We start from the raw sequence: 18561 nt of genomic DNA on the forward strand, positions 1-18561 counted from the left end.
GAGGCCAACAGCGTGGTGGAAGTGCAAGACTTGGTGACCGCAGGCAACACTGCTCTGGCAAAGATCGAGAACTACAACGGCACCACAGCCCTGAACGTGGAAGACTACGCAGCAGCTGGCATCACCGGCGTGACCACCGACAACTTGGCCGCCGTCAACGCCCAAGTGCTGGCCGCAAAAGCAGGCGAGGCCAACAGCGTGGTGGAAGTGCAAGACTTGGTGACCGCAGGCAACACTGCTCTGGCAAAGATCGAGAACTACAACGGCACCACAGCCCTGAACGTGGAAGACTACGCAGCAGCTGGCATCACCGGCGTGACCACCAACAACCTGGCCGCCGTCAACGCCCAAGTGCTGGCCGCCAAAGCAGGCGAGGCCAACAGCGTGGGTGAAGTGCAAGGCTTGGTGACTGCTGGCAACAATGCATTGGCAAAGATCGAGAGCTACGACGGCACCACCGCCTTGGGCTTGGAAGACTACGCAGAAGCTGGCATCACCGGCGTGACCGCAGAAAACCTGGCCGCCGTCAACGCCCAAGTGCTTGCCGCAAAAGCAGGCGAGGCCAACAGCGTGGTGGAAGTGCAAGGCTTGGTGACTGATGGAAATAACGCGCTGGCAAAGATCGAGAACTACGACGGCACCACAGCCCTGAACGTGGAAGACTACGCAGAAGCTGGCATCAACGGCGTGACCGCAGAAAACCTGGCCGCCGTCAACGCCCAAGTGCTGGCCGCAAAAGCAGGCGAGGCCAACAGCGTGGCGGAAGTGCAAGGCTTGGTGACTGCTGGCAACAATGCATTGGCAAAGATCGAGAGCTACGACGGCACCACCGCCTTGGGCTTGGAAGACTACGCAGAAGCTGGCATCACCGGCGTGACCATTGACAACCTGGCTGCCGTCAACGCCCAAGTGCTGGCCGCAAAAGCAGGCGAGGCCAACAGCGTGGCTGAAATTAAAACCTTGGTGGCTGCTGGCAACGCTGCTCTGGCAAAGATCGAGAACTACGACGGCACCACAGCCTTGGGCTTGGAAGACTACGCAGCAGCTGGCATCACCGGCGTGACCGCAGAAAACCTGGCCGCCGTCAACGCCCAAGTGCTGGCCGCAAAAACAGGCGAGGCCAACAGCGTGGCTGAAGTGCAAGGCTTGGTGACTGCTGGCAACAATGCATTGGCAAAGATCGAGAACTACGACGGCACCAACGCCCTGAGCGTGAACGACTACGCCGCCGCAGGCATCACCGGTGTGACCGCAGAAAACCTGGCCGCCGTCAATGCCCAAGTGCTGGCCGCAAAAGCAGGCGAGGCCAACAGCGTGGTGGAAGTGCAAGACTTGGTGACCGCAGGCAACACTGCTCTGGCAAAGATCGAGAACTACAACGGCACCACAGCCCTGAACGTGGAAGACTACGCAGCAGCTGGCATCACCGGCGTGACCACCGACAACTTGGCCGCCGTCAACGCCAAAGTGCTGGCCGCTAACGAAAACGGGGCCAACTCCGTGCCTGAAGTGCAAGCCTTGGCGAGCACAGCAGCAACTGCACATGAAACAGCACGCCTTGCAATCAGTGCAGCAGCTCAAGCTAACGACGCAAATGGAACAGAGAGAGCCAGCCTGACCCAGTACACCGCTCTCGGTGTGACAGGTGTGAGCGACTCCAACTTGGATGCAATCAACAGCGCCCTAAACAGCACAAACGTGAATGAATCCGACGCAGACAGCACGGGTGAAGTGCAAGCGATGGTCAGCAGCTACAACGTCATCTTGTCTGCGGCAGATGGCAAAGCAGGCAATGTGGGATCAGCTTCTCCAACGTTTGCAGACTACAAAGCCATTGGCGTCAACAACGTCAGCAGCACCGCTGGTGCGAGTTTGCTGAGCGATTGGGTTGACACCAAAAACAATACGGACGTCGACACGATCTCTAAATTGCAAGCCAAAGCAAATGACGTCAAAGTCATCATGGATGTGGCGGCACTCACATCATCTACAGCGCTAGAGTACTCGACCTATCCCGCTTTGCAAACGGCGTTGGGCAACTTAGGCATCACGGGTGTGAACAACAACAATGTGGGCGCTGTGTGGGTGGCCATACGTGACAGCGCCAACAGCGGCTCAGACGTGGATGCCCGCAGCAAGTTGCAAGCCATGGTTAATGCTGCAAACGATCAACCAGTCGTGGTTGCAGGCCCTACAGCCAGTGTGAAGTTGACAACGAATGAAGACAATCCAATTACTTTTGTCATTCAAGATAAATTGACGGGTCTGGTGACCGATCCAGATGTCGGTGCTGCTATCAAAGGCATCAGCATTCACACGCTGACGACGCCAATAACATCGGGAGCTTGGAGCTACAGCACGGATGGCGGTGTGACTTGGAGCAGCTTTCCTGCAAGCATCAACTCGGCTGCAAATTTCAACAGTGCTTTGTTCCTGAATGCGAGTGATCAATTGCGGTTTACCCCAACAGCCAATTACAACGGTAATGGTGGTGGTATCGACTTCCGTGTCGTTGACAATACTTTTTCAAACACCGTCAGTGGCTCGCTGGTTGACATTGCTGTTAACGGTCGTTCGGGCCAATCCATGTCGTCGGGTGCGCTTAATTTTTGGGCATCAATCACAGCTGTGAACGATGCCCCCGAATTGGCCACTGGTTCAGGCATCACCTACGCATTGCCATCAACACCCAAGTCTGGATCGGCTCCTACAGGCCAAGCGGGCACACTGGTCAGCGACTTGATAGGGAATCACATCACAGATGCCGACAGCGCATCAGCTGCAGAGGGTATCGCCATCACACACGTAGATACCACCCGTGGCTCGCTGTGGTACAGCCTTGATGGGGGCGTGAACTGGATACACATCGAAGGCAGTACAACACTCAACGCGGCCAACGCTTTGTTGTTGGCCTCAGACTCCAACAACCGCATCTATTTTGAACCCACCCCAGGCGCTACAGATGAGACTGCCATTTCCGCGGCTTTGAAGTTTCGCGCCTGGGACCAAACGACTGGTGCCGAGGGCAATTACGTCGACACCACCGCAACAGGAAACACGGCGTTTTCAAGCGCCGAAGTGTCGGTCAGTCAAGCCGTTTCCCCCGTGGTGATCGATTTGAACCGCGATGGCGTGCTGAGCTACAGCCAAGTGGCGATGGACGTGGATGGTGATGGACACTTGGACCAAACTGCTTGGGCTGGTGCCCAAGACGGCGTGTTGGTATGGGACAAGTTGGGCGATGGCAAGGTGCACGATCACAGCCAATACGCGTTCAGCCAATACGGCGCTGCAGGCAGCACCGATTTGCAAGGCTTGGCCACTGGTTTTGACAGCAACCAAGATGGCGAGCTCGATGCCAAAGACACCAGGTTTGCCGAGTTCAAAGTCTGGCAAGACGCCAATCAAAACGGCATCTCTGACGCCGGTGAAATGCACAACTTGGCAGATGTGGGCATTGCTTGCATCTACCTCACCAGCGATGGTGTGCGCAGCAACCCTGCGACTGGCGTGATCGAATCTGGCCACACCACGGCCAGGGCCACCGATGGCTCTAGCGTGTTGGTATCTGATGCCGCTTTTGCTTACAGCGCCTTGGCCTACAGCGTGAATGGCAACAAATTGAGCTTGTTGGGGGGCGACATGAACCTCGACTTTTCGAGCCTGGCAGCCACGCACAAAAACCTGGCTGTAGTTGATTTGTCTGGCTCTGGTGCCAATACCTTGAAACTTTCACTGAACGACGTACTGGCCACAGCCACCAGCAACGGCATGCACAAGCTGACCTTGACGGGCGATGCAAACGACACAGTGGTCATGGACATGGCCGACTGGACGAAAAAGGACGCGACGGTGACCGAAGGCAATCACACCTATGCGGTGTACAACAACAGTGGGGCGAGCTTGTTCGTTGATGAAGCAATGAAGTTAAACATCCTTTAACCCATATGACTGGTGTCATGCCGACTATGTCCAGGTGGCTGGCGAAGTCGGGGTGCAAGGTCAAACGTCTGACATGGCGAGGAGCTTGCGCGCTCCTCCACCGTCACTGCGAGTGAGCTTGTGCGTTCCTCCACCGTCACTGCGAGGAGCTTGTGCGTTCCTCCACCGTCACTGCGAGGAGCTTGCGCGTTCCTCCACCGTCACTGCGAGGAGCTTGCGACGTGGCAGTCCAGCTTCGGTGCTCATATGAGCAGGGTTGCCACTTTAAATGCAAGTTGCTGGATTGCCGCGCTTCGCTCTCAATGAATGAGCCGTGGTAAGCCTACGTCTGCGTCTGCGCAAGCAAAAGGGTTTGGGGAACTCAGGCCAATTGCAGAAATTCCAGGATTTCTGGCAAGTGGTCGTCGAAATCGCTCAGGGCATGGTCGCTGCCCTCGATCAGGCGCACACGGCCGCTTTGGTGAGCGGTCAGCATTTCGCGCCAGTCCAGCACTTCATCTCCTTTGGCGATCAGCGTCAGGGTGTTGGCCGGGTTGACCTGTGACTGCGCTTGCAAATCCAGCAGCTCTTGCACGAAGGCCACCTCAAAAAATACGCTTTGTGACGTGTCGTGCCAGGCCGGGTGTTCGCCGATGTAGGCCGCCAGATCACGCGCCGGGTTCACCGCCGGGTTGATCAGCACCGCCGGACAGCCCAGGTGCCGGGCCAGCCAGGCTGCGTAAAAACCGCCCAGGGATGAACCCATCAAAGCCGTATGGGCCAAGGGCCAGTCCGCCAGCCCCGCCAGCAAGAGGTCCATGGCTTGCCGTGGCGAAGCAGGCAGTTGCGGACACCACCAGATCACCTCGGGGTACTGCGCGGCAACAAGAGCGGCCATTTTGCGGGCTTTGACCGACTGCGGCGAAGAGCGAAAACCGTGCAGGTAGAGCAAATGGGTTGTTTTTTGCATGGCGTCAAGGGCTCCCACGGGGCCATGGTGATTGGGGAGCCACCCCGGTTCAACAAAGATGTCGGGCTCTGAGAATGCCGAGCTACAAACTCGGCCCTCTTGGCGGGTAAAGCTTGTCAAATCTCGATTTTGGAGCCCAACTCCACCACCGCATTGGTGGGCAAGTTCAGAAACTCAGCCGCTGCGCTGGCGTTGTGGTGCATTTGGGCGAAGAGTTTTTCACGCCAAGTAGCCATGCCACCGCCAATGGTGGAGATGACGATGTCACGCGACAGGAAGTAGCTGGTCATCATCGGGTCGATTTTGTAACCTTCGTCCTGGATGGTGGCCAGGGCAGTCGGCAAATCGGGGTTGTCCTTGAAGCCGTAGTTGACGATGACTTGCCAACAGTCGTGTCCCAGCGGGGTCACTTCCAGTCGCTCATTGGCATCCATGCGGGGCACTTCGTGGCTGCGCACCGTCACGAACAGGTTGCGCTGGTGCAAGACCTTGTTGTGCTTGAGGTTGTGCAACAAGGCGTTGGGCACGTTCCCTGCTTGGGAGGTGAGGAAAACGGCCGTCCCCTCGACCCGGGTGGGTGGAGCAATGAAAACAGCTTCCAAAAAGTCAGTCAGACGCAGCGAATCAGAGCGCAGCGATTCGTTGAGCAGGCGTCGCCCATCGTGCCAGGTCAGCATGAGCGTGAACACGGCACCACCAATGGCCAAGGGGAACCAGCCACCGTCAAACAGCTTGAGCAGGTTGGACGCCCAGAAGGCCAGATCGACCACGAAGAAGAAACCAGTCGCACCAATGCACAGGGCCAAGGGCAGTTTCCAGGCGTAGCGGATCACAAAGAATGTGAGCACGGTGGTGATCAGCATGTCGGTGCACACGGCAATGCCGTAGGCTGCAGCCAGGTTGCTGGACGACTTGAACATGACCACCGCCAGGACAATGGCTGCAAACAGACCCCAGTTCACAAAGGGCATGTAGATCTGGCCCGTGTCCGTTTCGCTGGTGTGCAGCACCTGCAGGCGCGGCAGGTAGCCCAGTTGAATGACCTGCTTGGTGACGCTGAAGGCGCCAGAGATCAGGGCCTGTGAGGCAATGACCGTGGCCATGGTGGCCAGACCGACCAAAGGCAGCAGCGCCCAGTCCGGGGCCATCAGGTAAAAGGGGTTTTTGACGGCTTCGGGGTTGGACAACAACAAGGCACCTTGGCCGAAATAGTTCAGGGTCAGGCACGGCATGACCACGCTGAACCAGGCCAGGCGAATCGGTTTTTTGCCAAAGTGGCCCATGTCGGCATACAGCGCTTCACCGCCAGTCACACACAAAACCACCGCGCCCAAAATGATGAAGGTGGTGCCCGGCTCGTTCCACATGAAGCCCAGCGCGTAGTGCGGGCTGATGGCCAGCAAAATTTCAGGGCGTTGCACGATGTGTGACACGCCCAGCACGGCAATGGTGCCAAACCAAACCAGGGTGATGGGACCAAAAAACTTGCCAATGCCTGCGGTGCCACGCTTTTGCACCCAAAACAGCACAAACAGAATGACCAGCGTGAGCGGAATCACCGATTTCTTGAATGTTGGAGAGATGACTTCCAGACCTTCGACTGCCGACAGCACCGAAATGGCCGGGGTGATGACCCCGTCGCCATAAAACAGGCAGGTGCCAAAAATGCCCACCACCAGCAGCACCTTGCGCAGTTGAGGCTTGTCTTTGACCGATTGCGAAGCGAGCGCCAACATGGCCACCAAGCCCCCCTCGCCATGGTTGTCGGCGCGCAGCACCAAGACCACGTATTTGACCGACACGATGGTCGTCAAGGTCCAAAAGAAGATGGAGAGGATGCCGTAAACATTGGCCGGGGTGAAAGGCACATGGCCGGAGCCAAAGACCTCTTTCATGGCGTACAGCACGCTGGTGCCGATGTCGCCGTAAACCACGCCAATGGCGCCCAAGGTCAGTGCAGCGAGAGAGGATTTTGTAGAAGACACAAAAAAACAGCCTGACCGGGGTCAGGCTTTTGATGACTGAGATGGGCGCTATTTTGCGCCTGATCAAGGACTGCTGTCACCGTTGATAAGTGCAATTTGTTGCAGCGCAACAACTTTAGTCGTACACCTCGGCCTCGGGGTCGGTGGCTTCCAGCTCGTAACTGGCCGCCAACATGGCCAGGCGGCCAATGACGCCATACATGTAAAAGCGGTTGGGCACGCTGGCCCCGGGTTTGACGCCCGGCTGGGGCAGATGCGGACTTTCGGCAAAGGCCAAAGGCACAAAGCTTGCGCCCGGCGCGTTCAGGTTTTCGTCCACGCCGCGCTCGGCGTGCACACGGTAGAAGCCGCCCACCACATAGCGGTCCATCATGTAAACCACCGGCTCGGCCACGGCGTCGTTGATGCGCTCATTGGTCAGCACACCTTCCTGGATGATCACGTCGTTGACGGTCTGGCCATCCTTGATGACGTTCATCTTGTTGCGGGTTTTGCGATTGAGGGCATCCAAATCGGATACATCGCGCACGGTCATGATGCCCATGCCATAGGTGCCGTTGTCAGCCTTGACGACGACAAACGGCTTTTCATTGATGCCGTATTCCTTGTATTTGCGCTTGATCTTGGTCAGCAGCGCGTCCACATTGCTGCGCAGGCACTCCATGCCCGTGCCCTCGGCAAAGTTCACATCACCGCACTGACTGAACATGGGGTTGATCAGCCAGGGGTCGATGCCCAGCAGTTTGCCAAAGCGCTTGGCCACCTCTTCGTAGCTCTGAAAATGCTTGGTCTTGCGGCGCACGCTCCAGCCCGCATGCAGCGGCGGCAGCAAAAATTGCTCGTGCAACTCTTCCAGAATGCCGGGAGCACCGGCCGACAGGTCGTTGTTGAGCAAGATGGTGCAGGGGTCAAAGTCCTTGAGGCCCAGGCGGTGCTTGCTGCGCACCACCGGCTCCAGGGTGATGCTTTCACCATTGGGCAGCTCAATGGTGGTGGTTTCCTTGATCTCGGGGTTGATCGAGCCCACCCGCACGTTCAGGCCCGCCATGTGGAAAATGCGCTGCAGTTGCAACACATTGGTCAGGTAAAAGGTGTTGCGCGTGTGGTTTTCGGGAATGATCAGCAGGTTTTTGGCCTCGGGGCAGATCTTTTCGATGGCTGCTTGCGCGGCCTGCACGGCCAAGGGCAACATCTCGGGGGTCAAGTTGTTCCAGCCACCGGGGTAAAGATTGGTGTCCACCGGCGCGAGCTTGAAGCCGGCATTGCGGATGTCCACAGAGGTGTAGAACGGGGGCGTGTGCTCCATCCACTCCAGACGGAACCAGCGCTCGATGGCGGGCATGGAGTCGAGAATGCGCTGCTCCAGCTCATTGATGGGGCCGGTCAGGGCGGTGACGAGATGAGGAACCATGGACTTGCCTTCAGTGAACCAGAAAATCAAAGGAATGATATGGGGACGTTTGGCGGCATTGCAAGCGCCCAGCGGACAGCCGCCCACCGGGATGTGATCAGACGCGCACTTCGCCCTCGCCCAGCACCACGTACTTGAGCGAGGTCAGGCCCTCTATGCCCACGGGGCCCCGGGCGTGGAACTTGTCGGTGCTGATGCCGATTTCGGCACCCAGCCCGTATTCAAAGCCATCGGCAAAGCGGGTGCTGGCGTTGACCATGACGCTGGACGAATCCACCTCACGCAAAAAACGCTGGGCATGCATGTGGTCGCGGGTCAGGATGGCGTCGGTGTGGTGGCTGCTGTACTGGTTGATGTGGGCAATCGCCTCATCCACACCTTCAACCACCTTGACGCTGATGATGGGCGCGAGGTATTCCTCGAACCAGTCCTGCTCGATCGCGTCTTTCAAATTGGCCCCAGTGACCTGGCTCAAGATGGCCTTGGCTTTGGGGCAACAACGCATTTCCACGCCTTTGGCCGCATAAATCGCGCCGATTTTGGGCAAGAATTCGCCCGCCACGCCACGCGCCACCAGCAAACTTTCGCTGGCATTGCAAGGGCTGTATTTTTGGGTTTTGGCGTTGTCGGCCACCCGGACCGCCATGTCGATGTCGCAGGGGTCATCCACATAGGTGTGGCAATTGCCGTCCAGGTGCTTGATGACGGGCACTTTGGCTTCGGCGCTGATGCGCTCAATCAGGCCCTTGCCGCCTCGCGGGATGACCACGTCCACATATTGCGGCATGGTGATGAGCTGCCCCACGGCGGCACGGTCGGTGGTCTGCACCAGTTGCACCGCATCCATAGGCAAACCACTCTCGGTGAGCGCCTGCTGCACCAGTTTGGCCAGGGCCTTGTTCGACTCGATGGCCTCGGAGCCACCGCGCAGGATGCAGGCATTGCCACTCTTGATGGACAGGCTGGCCGCTTCGATGGTGACGTTGGGGCGGCTCTCGAAAATCATGCCGAACACGCCAATGGGCACCCGCATCTGGCCCACGCGGATGCCGCTGGGCACCTGCTTCATGCCGATGATTTCGCCGATCACGTCGGGCATGGCGGCCAGCTGCTCGCAGCCTTGGGCGCAGGTTTCCAGCACTTTAGGGGTGAGCTTGAGGCGGTCCACCATGGGCTCAGACAAGCCGTTGGCCTGGGCGCGCGCCAGGTCTTTGGCGTTGTCCAGCTGCAAGGCTTCGGTGTTTTCACGCAGCAAATCAGCCAATCGACGCAAGGCCTGGTTCTTGACAGCGGCCGAGGCCTTGGCCATCTGGGCCGAAGCCTGTTTGGCTTGCAGGCCCAGGGCCTGCAAGTGTTCAACGGTGTTCAATTCAGTCATCCGGCCATTTTCGCAGATGCGCAGGCCGGGTTCTTTGAAAGAAATATGACGCCGCTTTGAGGTTTATCAGTTCGGCGCCGAGGCCGCAGACAAGGGTGGATTGGGGTCTTGTAGGTCGGTGGTCGAAGACCCCGACATGGGTGAGCACAGCGTTCAGGCCCCTGCCGGCGGTATGGGTGATGGGGAAATGTCGGACTCTTCGAGTGCCGACCTACGAGGGCACTTATTGCTGCGACGAAACTGGCTGGGTTCTTGTAGGTCGGTGGTCGAAGACCCCGACATGGGTGGGCCACGGGCTCAGGCTCATGCCGACGGTATGTGTGATGAGGAAATGTCGGACTCTTCGAGTGCCGACCTGCGGGGCATTTTTCGAAGGTGAAACGGTCGGACCGACGTGCAACGCTTTTTTTGCGCTGGGACTGCCTCAGCGCACGATGCAAAAACGTGAAAAGCGCACGGCCAGGCGTTGCAGGGCCTGCCAGGGGTCGGTGGGCCAGTCGGGCACTTTCAGGCCTTTGACGATGCCATCGACCTGATGGGCCGCTTGCAGCAGGCCGTTCAGGCGGGCTTCGGTCATGCGAGGCAACACGCGCTCGAACAGGCGTTCGCGCGGACCCCACACGCGCTGCTCACGCAAGGCCATGGGCATGGGTTTGCCTGCGGCGATGGCGTCCTTGACGCGTTTCAAGGCGCGGATGTCTTCTGCGATGGTGTAGTGCACCAGCACAGCGGCTTCACCCTCAGCCTGCAGGCCGTCGAGCATGCGTTGCACACGGACCACTTGCCCGGCCAGCACGGATTCGGAGAGTTTGAACACGTCGTAGCGCGCCACATTGAGCACGGCCGATTCGACCTGCGCCTGCGTCAGCTCACCAGGCGGGTACAGCAAACCGAGTTTTTGAATTTCCTGATGGGCCGCGAGCAGGTTGCCCTCGACCCGATCGGCAAAAAACTGCAGGGCGCGCTGGCCTTCTTCGCCTGCCGCCACGTTTTGCCCTTGGCGTTGCAGGCGCTGGGCAATCCATTGGGGCAAGGCATGGCGCTCGACCGGCTCGACGGGAATCATGACGCCGCCACCCTCGAGTGCAGTGAACCACGCCCCTTTTCGCGTGGCAGCATCCAGGCTGGGCAGCAAAAACATCGTCAGGGTCGAGTCGTTGCCTTGCGCCGAGGCCACCAGTTGCTGAATGGCCGTGCTGCCTTCCTTGCCCGGTTTTCCGGTGGGAATGCGCACTTCGACGATTTGTTTGTCGGCAAACAGGCTGAGCGAGCCGCCTGCGGCCAGCACCTCGCTCCAGTCAAAGTGTGCACCTGCCACGGTGTGGACCGAGCGCTCGGTATAGCCCTGGGCGCGGGCACTGGCACGGATGGCGTCGGCGGCTTCTTGCATCAACAAGGCTTCGTTGCCGTGCAAGGTGTAGAGGCTGCGCAAGCCCTTTTGCAGGTGCGCAGCAAGCTGTGGAAGTGCCAGTTGCATGAAGGCGCTCAGGGTTTGGGAGCGGTCACAGGTTTGGCTTTGACAGCCGACAGGCGTCGCATGATCTGCTGCACGATGTCGGTCTGCATGTCGCGGTACATCATGCCCTGCTCGATCTCTTTGGACAGCGCAGCCGTTTCGCTGAAGCTCAGGTCACGCTGCTGGGACAGCTCCACCGATTCGATCAGCTCTGCGCCTTGCGGCGTGCGCAAACGAAAGCGTACGCGCAGGCGCAATTGCATCTCACGGATCTGCCCCGAGGCATTCATGCCCACAATCACCTGCTGGCGCTCTTCGCTGAGGATGTCGAGGATTGCATCGGCTTGGGGCATCTGCTTGGGATCGGTCCACAACTCAATGCGGCCGGTGCCCAGCAAATTGCGGCGCAACTCCACCCCCAGGGGCGATGTGGCAGAAAAATTGCCGTACAAGGTCTTGAAGGCGTAGTTGCCCGCCTGACGCAGCTGAAAGCCGCAGCCCGTCAGCAACGCCGCCACAGGCAGCAGGCCCAGGGCGGTCACAAGGTGGCGACGGGATGCGGTCATGCGGCGCAAGCGGTTCACACCACGATGTTGACCAGACGGCCAGGCACCACAATGACTTTTTTGGGCGCAGCGCCTGCGGCCTGTTTGACAAAGGCTTCGCTGGCCAGTGCTGCCGCTTCAATCTGTGCTTTGTCTGCCGATGCACGCACCAGGATGGACCCGCGCAGCTTGCCGTTGATTTGCAGCATCAGCTCGATCTGGTCGCGCTCCAAAGCCGACTCGTCCACGGTGGGCCAAGGGGCGTCAAGCAACTCGCCCACGGCCTGGGCGTAACCCAGCTGCTGCCAGATTTCGTCGGTGATGTGCGGGCAAGCGGGGTAGAGCATGCGCATCAAAAGCGAAACGCCTTCGCACAGGGCTGCGGTGTCACCCGGGCTGCCATCGGGCTTGAAGTCTTCCAGCGCGTTCAGCAGCTTCATGCAACCGGACACCACCGTGTTGTATTGCATGCGCTCGTAGTCGTAACCCACTTGCTTGAGCACCAGGTGCATTTCTCGGCGCAAGGCCTTGGCCGAATCGCACAAGGCTGCTTGGCTCAGGTCCTGGCCCGTGGCCGAGCGCAGCAACTCGTGGTGCTTGAACGCGAAGTTCCAAACGCGGCGCAAGAAGCGGTAGCTGCCTTCCACGGCCGAGTCGTTCCACTCCAGCGTCACCTCAGGCGGCGCGGTGAACATGGTGTACAGACGGGCCGTGTCGGCGCCGTAGCGCTCGATCAGGTCCTGGGGGTCCACGCCGTTGTTTTTCGACTTGGACATGGTGCCCACGCCTTCGTAGTCAATGGCAGTGCCCACGGGCAAACGGCCATCGCCGCTGTCGGCTTCGTTCTTGAGCTTGGCGCCCACCACTTTGCCGGTCTCGTCGAGCACGTGCTCCACATCGTGCGGCCAGAAGTAGTCTTTGCCGCCCTTGGCGGTGCGGCGCGAGTAGATGTGGTTGAGCACCATGCCCTGCGTGAGCAATTTGCTGAAGGGCTCGTCCACCTTGACCAAACCCAAGTCGCGCATGACCTTGGTCCAAAAGCGGGCATACAGCAGGTGCAGGATGGCGTGCTCGATGCCACCGATGTATTGATCCATCGGCATCCAATAATCCGCGCCCTCGGCCACCATCTTCTCGGAGTTGGTCGGGTCGCAATAGCGCATGAAGTACCAGGACGAATCCACGAAGGTGTCCATGGTGTCGGTCTCGCGGCGAGCAGGTTTGCCGCACACCGGGCAGGTCACGCCCGCATGGAAACCTTCGTGCTTGTGCAGCGGATTGCCCGAGCCATCGGGGATGCAGTCTTGCGGCAGCACCACAGGCAGGTCTTTTTCGGGCACCGGCACCGCGCCATGTTCGTCGCAATGGATGATCGGGATCGGCGTACCCCAGTAGCGCTGGCGGCTCACGCCCCAGTCGCGCAGACGCCAAGTGGTTTTCTTCTCGCCCAGGCCTTTGGCAGCGAGCAACTCAGCCACTTTGGTGACGGCTGCTTTTTGGTTCAGGCCGTCGAGTTCGCCGGAGTTGACGCAAACACCATCTTTGGTGGCGTACCACTCGGCCCAGGCCGAGGCGTCGAAACTTTTACCGCCCGCGTCCACCACCGAGGCCGTTGGGGGCTTTGTCGCCGGTGAGGAATCGGAGCCTGCGACTGACGAACCGGGGGCAAAGCCCCCAGCGGCCGGAGCCAACGACACCACCTGCCGAATCGGCAAGTCGTACTTCAAAGCAAACGCAAAGTCGCGCTCGTCGTGCGCAGGCACGCCCATCACGGCGCCATCGCCGTAGCTCATGAGCACGTAGTTGCCGACCCAGACCTCGACCTTCGCGCCGGTCAAGGGATGCGTCACGAACAAGCCCGTGGCCACGCCTTTTTTCTCTTGGGTGGCAATTTCGGCCTCGGTCGTGCCGCCGCTCTTGCACTCTTCCAAAAATGCCGCCAACGCGGAGTTCGATGCAGCAGCATGCAGCGCCAGCGGGTGCTCGGCGGCTACAGCACAGAAGGTCACACCCATGATGGTGTCGGCGCGGGTGGTGAAGACATACATCTTGCCGTCGCCAATCAGCTGACCGTCAGCACCTTGGATGTCGTGCGGGAAAGCAAAGCGCACGCCTTCGCTCTTGCCAATCCAGTTTTCCTGCATCAATCGCACTTTGTCGGGCCAGCCGTTGAGCGTGGCCTTGTCGTTGCCGATCTGCACATGGTCCAGCAGCTCTTGGGCGTAAGCGGTGATGTTCAGGTAATAACCCGGAATCTCGCGCTTTTCAACCGGAGCGCCTGTGCGCCAGCCTTTGCCATCGATGACTTGCTCGTTGGCCAGCACGGTCTGATCCACCGGGTCCCAGTTCACAACCTGGGTCTTTCGGTAGGCGATGCCTTTTTCCAGCATCTTCAAAAACAGCCACTGGTTCCACTTGTAATAGGTCGGGTCGCAGGTGGCGACTTCGCGTGACCAGTCGATGGCCAGGCCCATGGCCTGCATCTGCTTTTTCATGTACGCGATGTTCTCGTACGTCCATTTGGCCGGGGGCACGCCGTTCTTCAAGGCGGCGTTTTCGGCGGGCAGACCAAAGGCGTCCCAGCCCATGGGCATCAACACGTTGAAACCCTTCATGCGCAGGCTGCGCGTGAGCATGTCGTTGATGGTGTAGTTGCGCACATGGCCCATGTGCAGCTTGCCGCTGGGGTAAGGCAGCATGGAGCAGGCGTAGAACTTCTTTTTGCTGGCGTCTTCGATGACGCGGTAGGCATCGCGGGCCGTCCAGCGGGACTGCGCTGCGGGTTCGACTTCGAGGTGGTTGTACTTGTCTTGCATAAGGGTCGATTGTAGAGGCGCGCGGGGGTTGGCCCGGACGCCCCGAATGCAGGCACCTGCCGGTCAACGCTGAGGGTTGGGCTGGGTTTGGGCGACGAAACCGATGCGCGACAAACCCGCTTTCTGGGCCAGGCCCATGGCTTCCACCACACGGCCATAGGGCACGGACTGGTCTGCGCGCAACTCCAGTTCGGTGTTGGGGTTGCGCTTGGCGGCTTCGGCCAGGCGCAGGCGCAGAACTTCGGGGGTGATGGGTCGGTCGTCCAAAAACAAATCACCCTGTGCGTTGACCACCAGGCTCACCGCCTGCGGGGTTGCGCCCGCCTCCCCACCTTCGCTGCTGGGCAGGTCCAGGCGGATCGCACTGGTCATCAGGGGAGCAGTGAGGATGAAAATCACCAACAACACCAGCATCACGTCCACCATGGGCGTGACGTTGATCTCGCTCATGGGCGCATCGGGCTTGGTGCTGGCCAGACGACCAAAGGCCATGGCTCAGTCCTTGTGCCCGGCCAAAAGGCCCAGCACATCGTGGGCAAAACCTTCAAGCTCGGCTTCAATGTGCCCGACTTTGCGGCCCAGAATGTTGTAGCCCAGCACCGCAGGAATGGCCACGGCCAAACCGGCGGCCGTCATGATCAGGGCTTCGCCCACTGGGCCTGCCACCATCTCAATACGCAGTGGACCGCCCTCAGCCATGCCGGTCAGGGCATTGAAAATGCCCCAGACCGTGCCCAGCAAACCAATGAACGGCGAGGTCGAGCCCGCCGTGGCCAGCAGCAACTGTCCCCATTGCAGACGGCGCACCACGCCTTGCAAGCCATCGCGCAGGTTTCGGGTCAATTGCTGGTGCCGATCACCGGAAGAAGCCAGGGTGCCCGCCACGGGCAGCGCCGCCGCTTGCAACAAGGGTGCCACGCAGGCCTCACGGTCAAACTGGGCCACGCGTTGCTGCGCATCGTCCCAAGAGGATGCCTGCCAAAAGGCCGCCGTGCTGCGGCGCACATCCAGCGATACACGCGAGAGCAAACGCCATTTCCAAAGAATCACCACCCAACTGCCCACAGACAAGGCCAGCAACACCAGCGCCAGCAGGCGGCTGACGCCGTCGCTGTGCAGCAAATAGTCATTGAGGTTCATGGCAACAGCTGTGGATGGGCAATTCAGCGCAGGTTCAACACATCAAACATGTCAAACAAGCCCCGCTCCTGACCGGCCAAATAGCGCACAGCGCGCAGGCTTCCCTGTGCGTAGGTGGAGCGACTGGAGGATTTGTGGGTCACTTCGATGCGTTCACCGATACCCGCAAACAACACCGTGTGGTCGCCCACAATGTCGCCGCCCCGGATGGTGGAAAAGCCGATGGTGGAGGGGTCGCGCTCGCCGGTGTGGCCAAAACGCTCGTACACGGCGCACTCATTCAGGTCGCGGCCGATGGCTTCGGCGATCACTTCACCCATCTTGAGGGCCGTGCCCGAGGGTGCATCGACCTTGTGGCGGTGGTGGGCTTCGATGATTTCGATGTCGTAGCCGGTGGACAGGGCCTGCGCCGCCATTTGCAAAAGCTTCAGGGTCACGTTCACGCCCACACTCATGTTGGGGGCCATGACGATGGCGATGTCCTTGGCGATGTCGGCGATCTCGGCCTTCTGGGCGTCTGAAAAGCCGGTGGTGCCGATCACGGCCTTGACGCCCAACTCGCGGCAAACTTTCAGGTGCGCCAAGGTGCCTTCGGGGCGGGTGAAGTCAATCAGAAAACCCGAAGGCTTCAAGCCCTGATGCAAGTCGGACACCACCTGCACACCACTGGCTTGCCCCGAAAAAATGGCGGCGTCCTGGCCCAAAGCGGGGCTGCTCGGCAGGTCCAAAGCCCCGGTCAGGCGGCAATCCGCAGAAGCCTGTATGGCCTCGATCAGCATGTGCCCCATGCGGCCAGAGGCCCCTGCGACGGTGATGGACAAATCGGTCATGGCGGTCATCTCATGTGAACAAAAAAGTGCGAAGGGGCGTACCCGGGCACTTTGGGTCAGCGCGGTGTGGGCTCCAGCGCAGGGTAGCTGGCAGGCAAAGCGGTGCTGCTCGGGCGGGTGTTGTCTGCGGCGCTCTTGGAGGGGGGGAACTTTTTCAAATCTTCCTCGCTGGCCTGCAAGTTGGGCACTTTGGAAACCGTGCGTTTGGTCACCAAACGACCCACAAATTCGGATTCACTGGGCAGTTCGTCGTTGTCGATCTGGGCCAGCACATCGCCCTTGAAGAACACGGTCACACGAAAGTTTTGCGGGGCCACGCCTTGACGCTTGATGCTGAAGGCGTAATCCCAACGGTCTTCATGGAAGACGCTGGCCACCAAAGGCGTGCCCAGGATGTCCTTGACCTGAGCGCGAGACATGCCAGGCCGCAGCGCTTGTCGCTGCTCTTTGGACACAAAATTGCCCTGCACCACTTCGGCAACATAGGGTTTGAACGTGTCTGAATTGACACCCGAAGACATGCCACTGCACCCCGCCAAGCTGATGCCCAGCAAGAGCGAAGTGAGCAAGACACGAGAAAAGCGGAATGTCATGAGATCTGTCATGTGAAGGGCGGGCCGATATGATCGGACGATTGTAGCGGCAGCTTCAAGCCAGCCCATGATTGGCTTACCTCGGACACATCCCTCATGACACAAATCGACGAACTCAAAAACAACGGCCTCAAAGCCACCCTGCCACGCCTGAAAATTCTGGAAATTTTTCAAAGCGGCGTGCAGCGGCACATGACGGCCGAGGACGTGTTTCGCCACTTGATGCATGACAACACCGACATTGGCCTGGCCACGGTGTACCGGGTGCTTCTTCAATTCGAGCAAGCGGGCATCTTGAGCCGCAACCATTTTGAAAGCGGCAAGGCGGTCTATGAGCTCAATGAGGGGCAGCACCATGACCACGTGGTGTGTCTGGACTGTGGCCGTGTGGAGGAGTTCTTCGACCCGGAGATCGAGTCCAGGCAGCAAGCCGTGGCCGAGGCCAAGGGTTTTGTCATCGCCGACCACGCCTTGAGCCTGTACGCGCATTGCACGCAAAACCCTTGCCCTCACCGTCAGCGCTGAGGTGCAACCACCCTTACCTGCTGCGTCTTACTCCATGGCCCGTCGCTGGCGCTCGATGAAGTCCTGGTAAGTGTCTATGCCACGCATTTGCAAGATGGTGTTGCGCACGGCGGCCTCGACAAGGACCGCAATGTTGCGGCCCGCCACCACCTGAATGATCACTTTGCGCACAGGAATGCCCAGCACGTCCTGCATCAAGGGCTCCGAAGGCAAGCGCTCATAGTCGCGCTCCAGCGTTTCGCGGCGAACCAAGTGAACGATCAGTTTCAGACGCATCTTGCGACGCACCGCCGTCTCGCCAAAAATCGCCCGGATGTCGAGCAATCCAATGCCTCGCACTTCGAGCAGGTTTTGCAACAAATCGGGGCAACGCGCCTCGATGGTGGTCTGGTTGATGCGGTACAGATCCACCGCATCGTCGGCCACCAGACCGTTGCCACGGGAAATCAACTCCAGCCCCAGTTCGCTCTTGCCCAGACCGGACTCGCCCGTGATCAGCACGCCCATGCCCAAAATGTCCATGAACACGCCATGCATGGTCATGCGGTCGGCAAAGTGTTTGGACAGATAGGCCCGCAGCACGTCGATCACGAAAGCCGACGATTGATCGGTGGCAAACATCGGAATCTGGGCACGCTCGCACATGGACAAAAGCTCATCGGGCGCATTCTGACCATCTGCCAGAACCAGCACAGGTGGCTCCAAGGTCACGATGCGGGCGATGCGCCGTGCACAATCTTCGCGGGAGCAATTGCTCAGATAGGCCACTTCTCTGGGGCCCAGGATCTGCACCCGGTAGGGGTGAATGTAGTTCAGGTAGCCCACCAGGTCAGCGCCGGAGCGGGCTTCGCGCACCGCCACTTCGTCAAAGCGCCGCTCGGAGGCACCCAGCCCCGCGACCCACTGCCATTTGAGCTTGCCCCTGTGGTCCTCAAAAAGGACGTCGGCACTGATGACGCTGGGCTTCATGACTGAGACTGACCCAAAAAAT

Annotated in this window: 14 protein-coding genes; 2 read left to right on the forward strand and 12 right to left on the reverse strand. The window is 59.5% G+C overall.

The genetic code is table 11. The features are described from left to right. Positions 1 to 3942, forward strand: a 3942-nt coding sequence (locus tag H663_RS41605) for a beta strand repeat-containing protein (protein WP_165803899.1), incomplete at its 5' end; no start/stop codon positions are given. Between the two features lie 361 nt (positions 3943 to 4303). Here the strand turns inward: H663_RS41605 and H663_RS30500 are convergent. From H663_RS30500 to H663_RS30550, 11 genes are all read right to left on the reverse strand, one after another. Next, positions 4304 to 4891, reverse strand: coding sequence for a YqiA/YcfP family alpha/beta fold hydrolase (locus tag H663_RS30500; RefSeq protein WP_053173742.1), 588 nt, complete (start codon positions 4889 to 4891; stop codon positions 4304 to 4306). 116 nt (positions 4892 to 5007) lie between these two features. Beyond that, positions 5008 to 6876: a potassium transporter Kup gene (locus H663_RS30505; protein ID WP_165803900.1), complete on the reverse strand. Its 1869-nt coding sequence runs from the start codon at positions 6874 to 6876 to the stop codon at positions 5008 to 5010. Positions 6877 to 6991: 115 nt separating this feature from the next. Continuing rightward, positions 6992 to 8287, reverse strand: a complete 1296-nt coding sequence (gene gshA, locus H663_RS30510) for a glutamate--cysteine ligase (RefSeq protein WP_053176692.1) — start codon at positions 8285 to 8287, stop codon at positions 6992 to 6994. 97 nt (positions 8288 to 8384) lie between these two features. After that, positions 8385 to 9665, reverse strand: a complete 1281-nt coding sequence (locus H663_RS30515) for a glutamate-5-semialdehyde dehydrogenase (protein ID WP_053173740.1) — start codon at positions 9663 to 9665, stop codon at positions 8385 to 8387. Positions 9666 to 10089: 424 nt separating this feature from the next. Then, positions 10090 to 11142 carry a DNA polymerase III subunit delta gene (gene holA, locus H663_RS30520; protein WP_053173738.1) on the reverse strand — a complete coding sequence of 351 codons (1053 nt, stop codon included), beginning with the start codon at positions 11140 to 11142 and terminating at the stop codon, positions 10090 to 10092. A gap of 8 nt (positions 11143 to 11150) precedes the next feature. Further along, positions 11151 to 11687 carry an LPS-assembly lipoprotein LptE gene (locus H663_RS30525; RefSeq protein WP_053176690.1) on the reverse strand — a complete coding sequence of 179 codons (537 nt, stop codon included), beginning with the start codon at positions 11685 to 11687 and terminating at the stop codon, positions 11151 to 11153. A 14-nt stretch (positions 11688 to 11701) separates the two neighbouring features. Next, complete coding sequence (locus tag H663_RS30530; protein ID WP_053173736.1) at positions 11702 to 14482, reverse strand: leucine--tRNA ligase; 2781 nt, start codon at positions 14480 to 14482, stop codon at positions 11702 to 11704. Between the two features lie 63 nt (positions 14483 to 14545). Continuing rightward, the gene (locus H663_RS30535; RefSeq protein WP_053173734.1) at positions 14546 to 14974 is read right to left on the reverse strand and encodes an ExbD/TolR family protein; all 429 of its coding nucleotides are present in this window, start codon (positions 14972 to 14974) and stop codon (positions 14546 to 14548) included. Between the two features lie 3 nt (positions 14975 to 14977). Continuing rightward, on the reverse strand, positions 14978 to 15622 hold the full coding sequence (locus tag H663_RS30540) for a MotA/TolQ/ExbB proton channel family protein (protein ID WP_053173733.1): 645 nt from the start codon (positions 15620 to 15622) through the stop codon (positions 14978 to 14980). Between the two features lie 23 nt (positions 15623 to 15645). After that, positions 15646 to 16461, reverse strand: a complete 816-nt coding sequence (gene dapB, locus H663_RS30545; protein ID WP_053173730.1) for a 4-hydroxy-tetrahydrodipicolinate reductase — start codon at positions 16459 to 16461, stop codon at positions 15646 to 15648. Positions 16462 to 16508: 47 nt separating this feature from the next. Continuing rightward, a complete protein-coding gene (locus tag H663_RS30550) occupies positions 16509 to 17045 on the reverse strand; it encodes an outer membrane protein assembly factor BamE (protein WP_240620486.1) in 537 nt (178 codons plus the stop codon). 96 nt (positions 17046 to 17141) lie between these two features. Between H663_RS30550 and fur the strand changes: the two genes are divergently transcribed. Then, a complete protein-coding gene (fur, locus tag H663_RS30555) occupies positions 17142 to 17570 on the forward strand; it encodes a ferric iron uptake transcriptional regulator (protein WP_053173727.1) in 429 nt (142 codons plus the stop codon). A 27-nt stretch (positions 17571 to 17597) separates the two neighbouring features. On the opposite strand, the gene hprK is transcribed toward fur, so the two are convergent. Further along, the gene (gene hprK, locus H663_RS30560) at positions 17598 to 18539 is read right to left on the reverse strand and encodes an HPr(Ser) kinase/phosphatase (RefSeq protein ID WP_053173725.1); all 942 of its coding nucleotides are present in this window, start codon (positions 18537 to 18539) and stop codon (positions 17598 to 17600) included. Positions 18540 to 18561: the final 22 nt, after the last annotated feature.

The organism is Limnohabitans planktonicus II-D5 (assembly GCF_001270065.2).
Taxonomy (GTDB): domain Bacteria; phylum Pseudomonadota; class Gammaproteobacteria; order Burkholderiales; family Burkholderiaceae_C; genus Limnohabitans_A; species Limnohabitans_A planktonicus.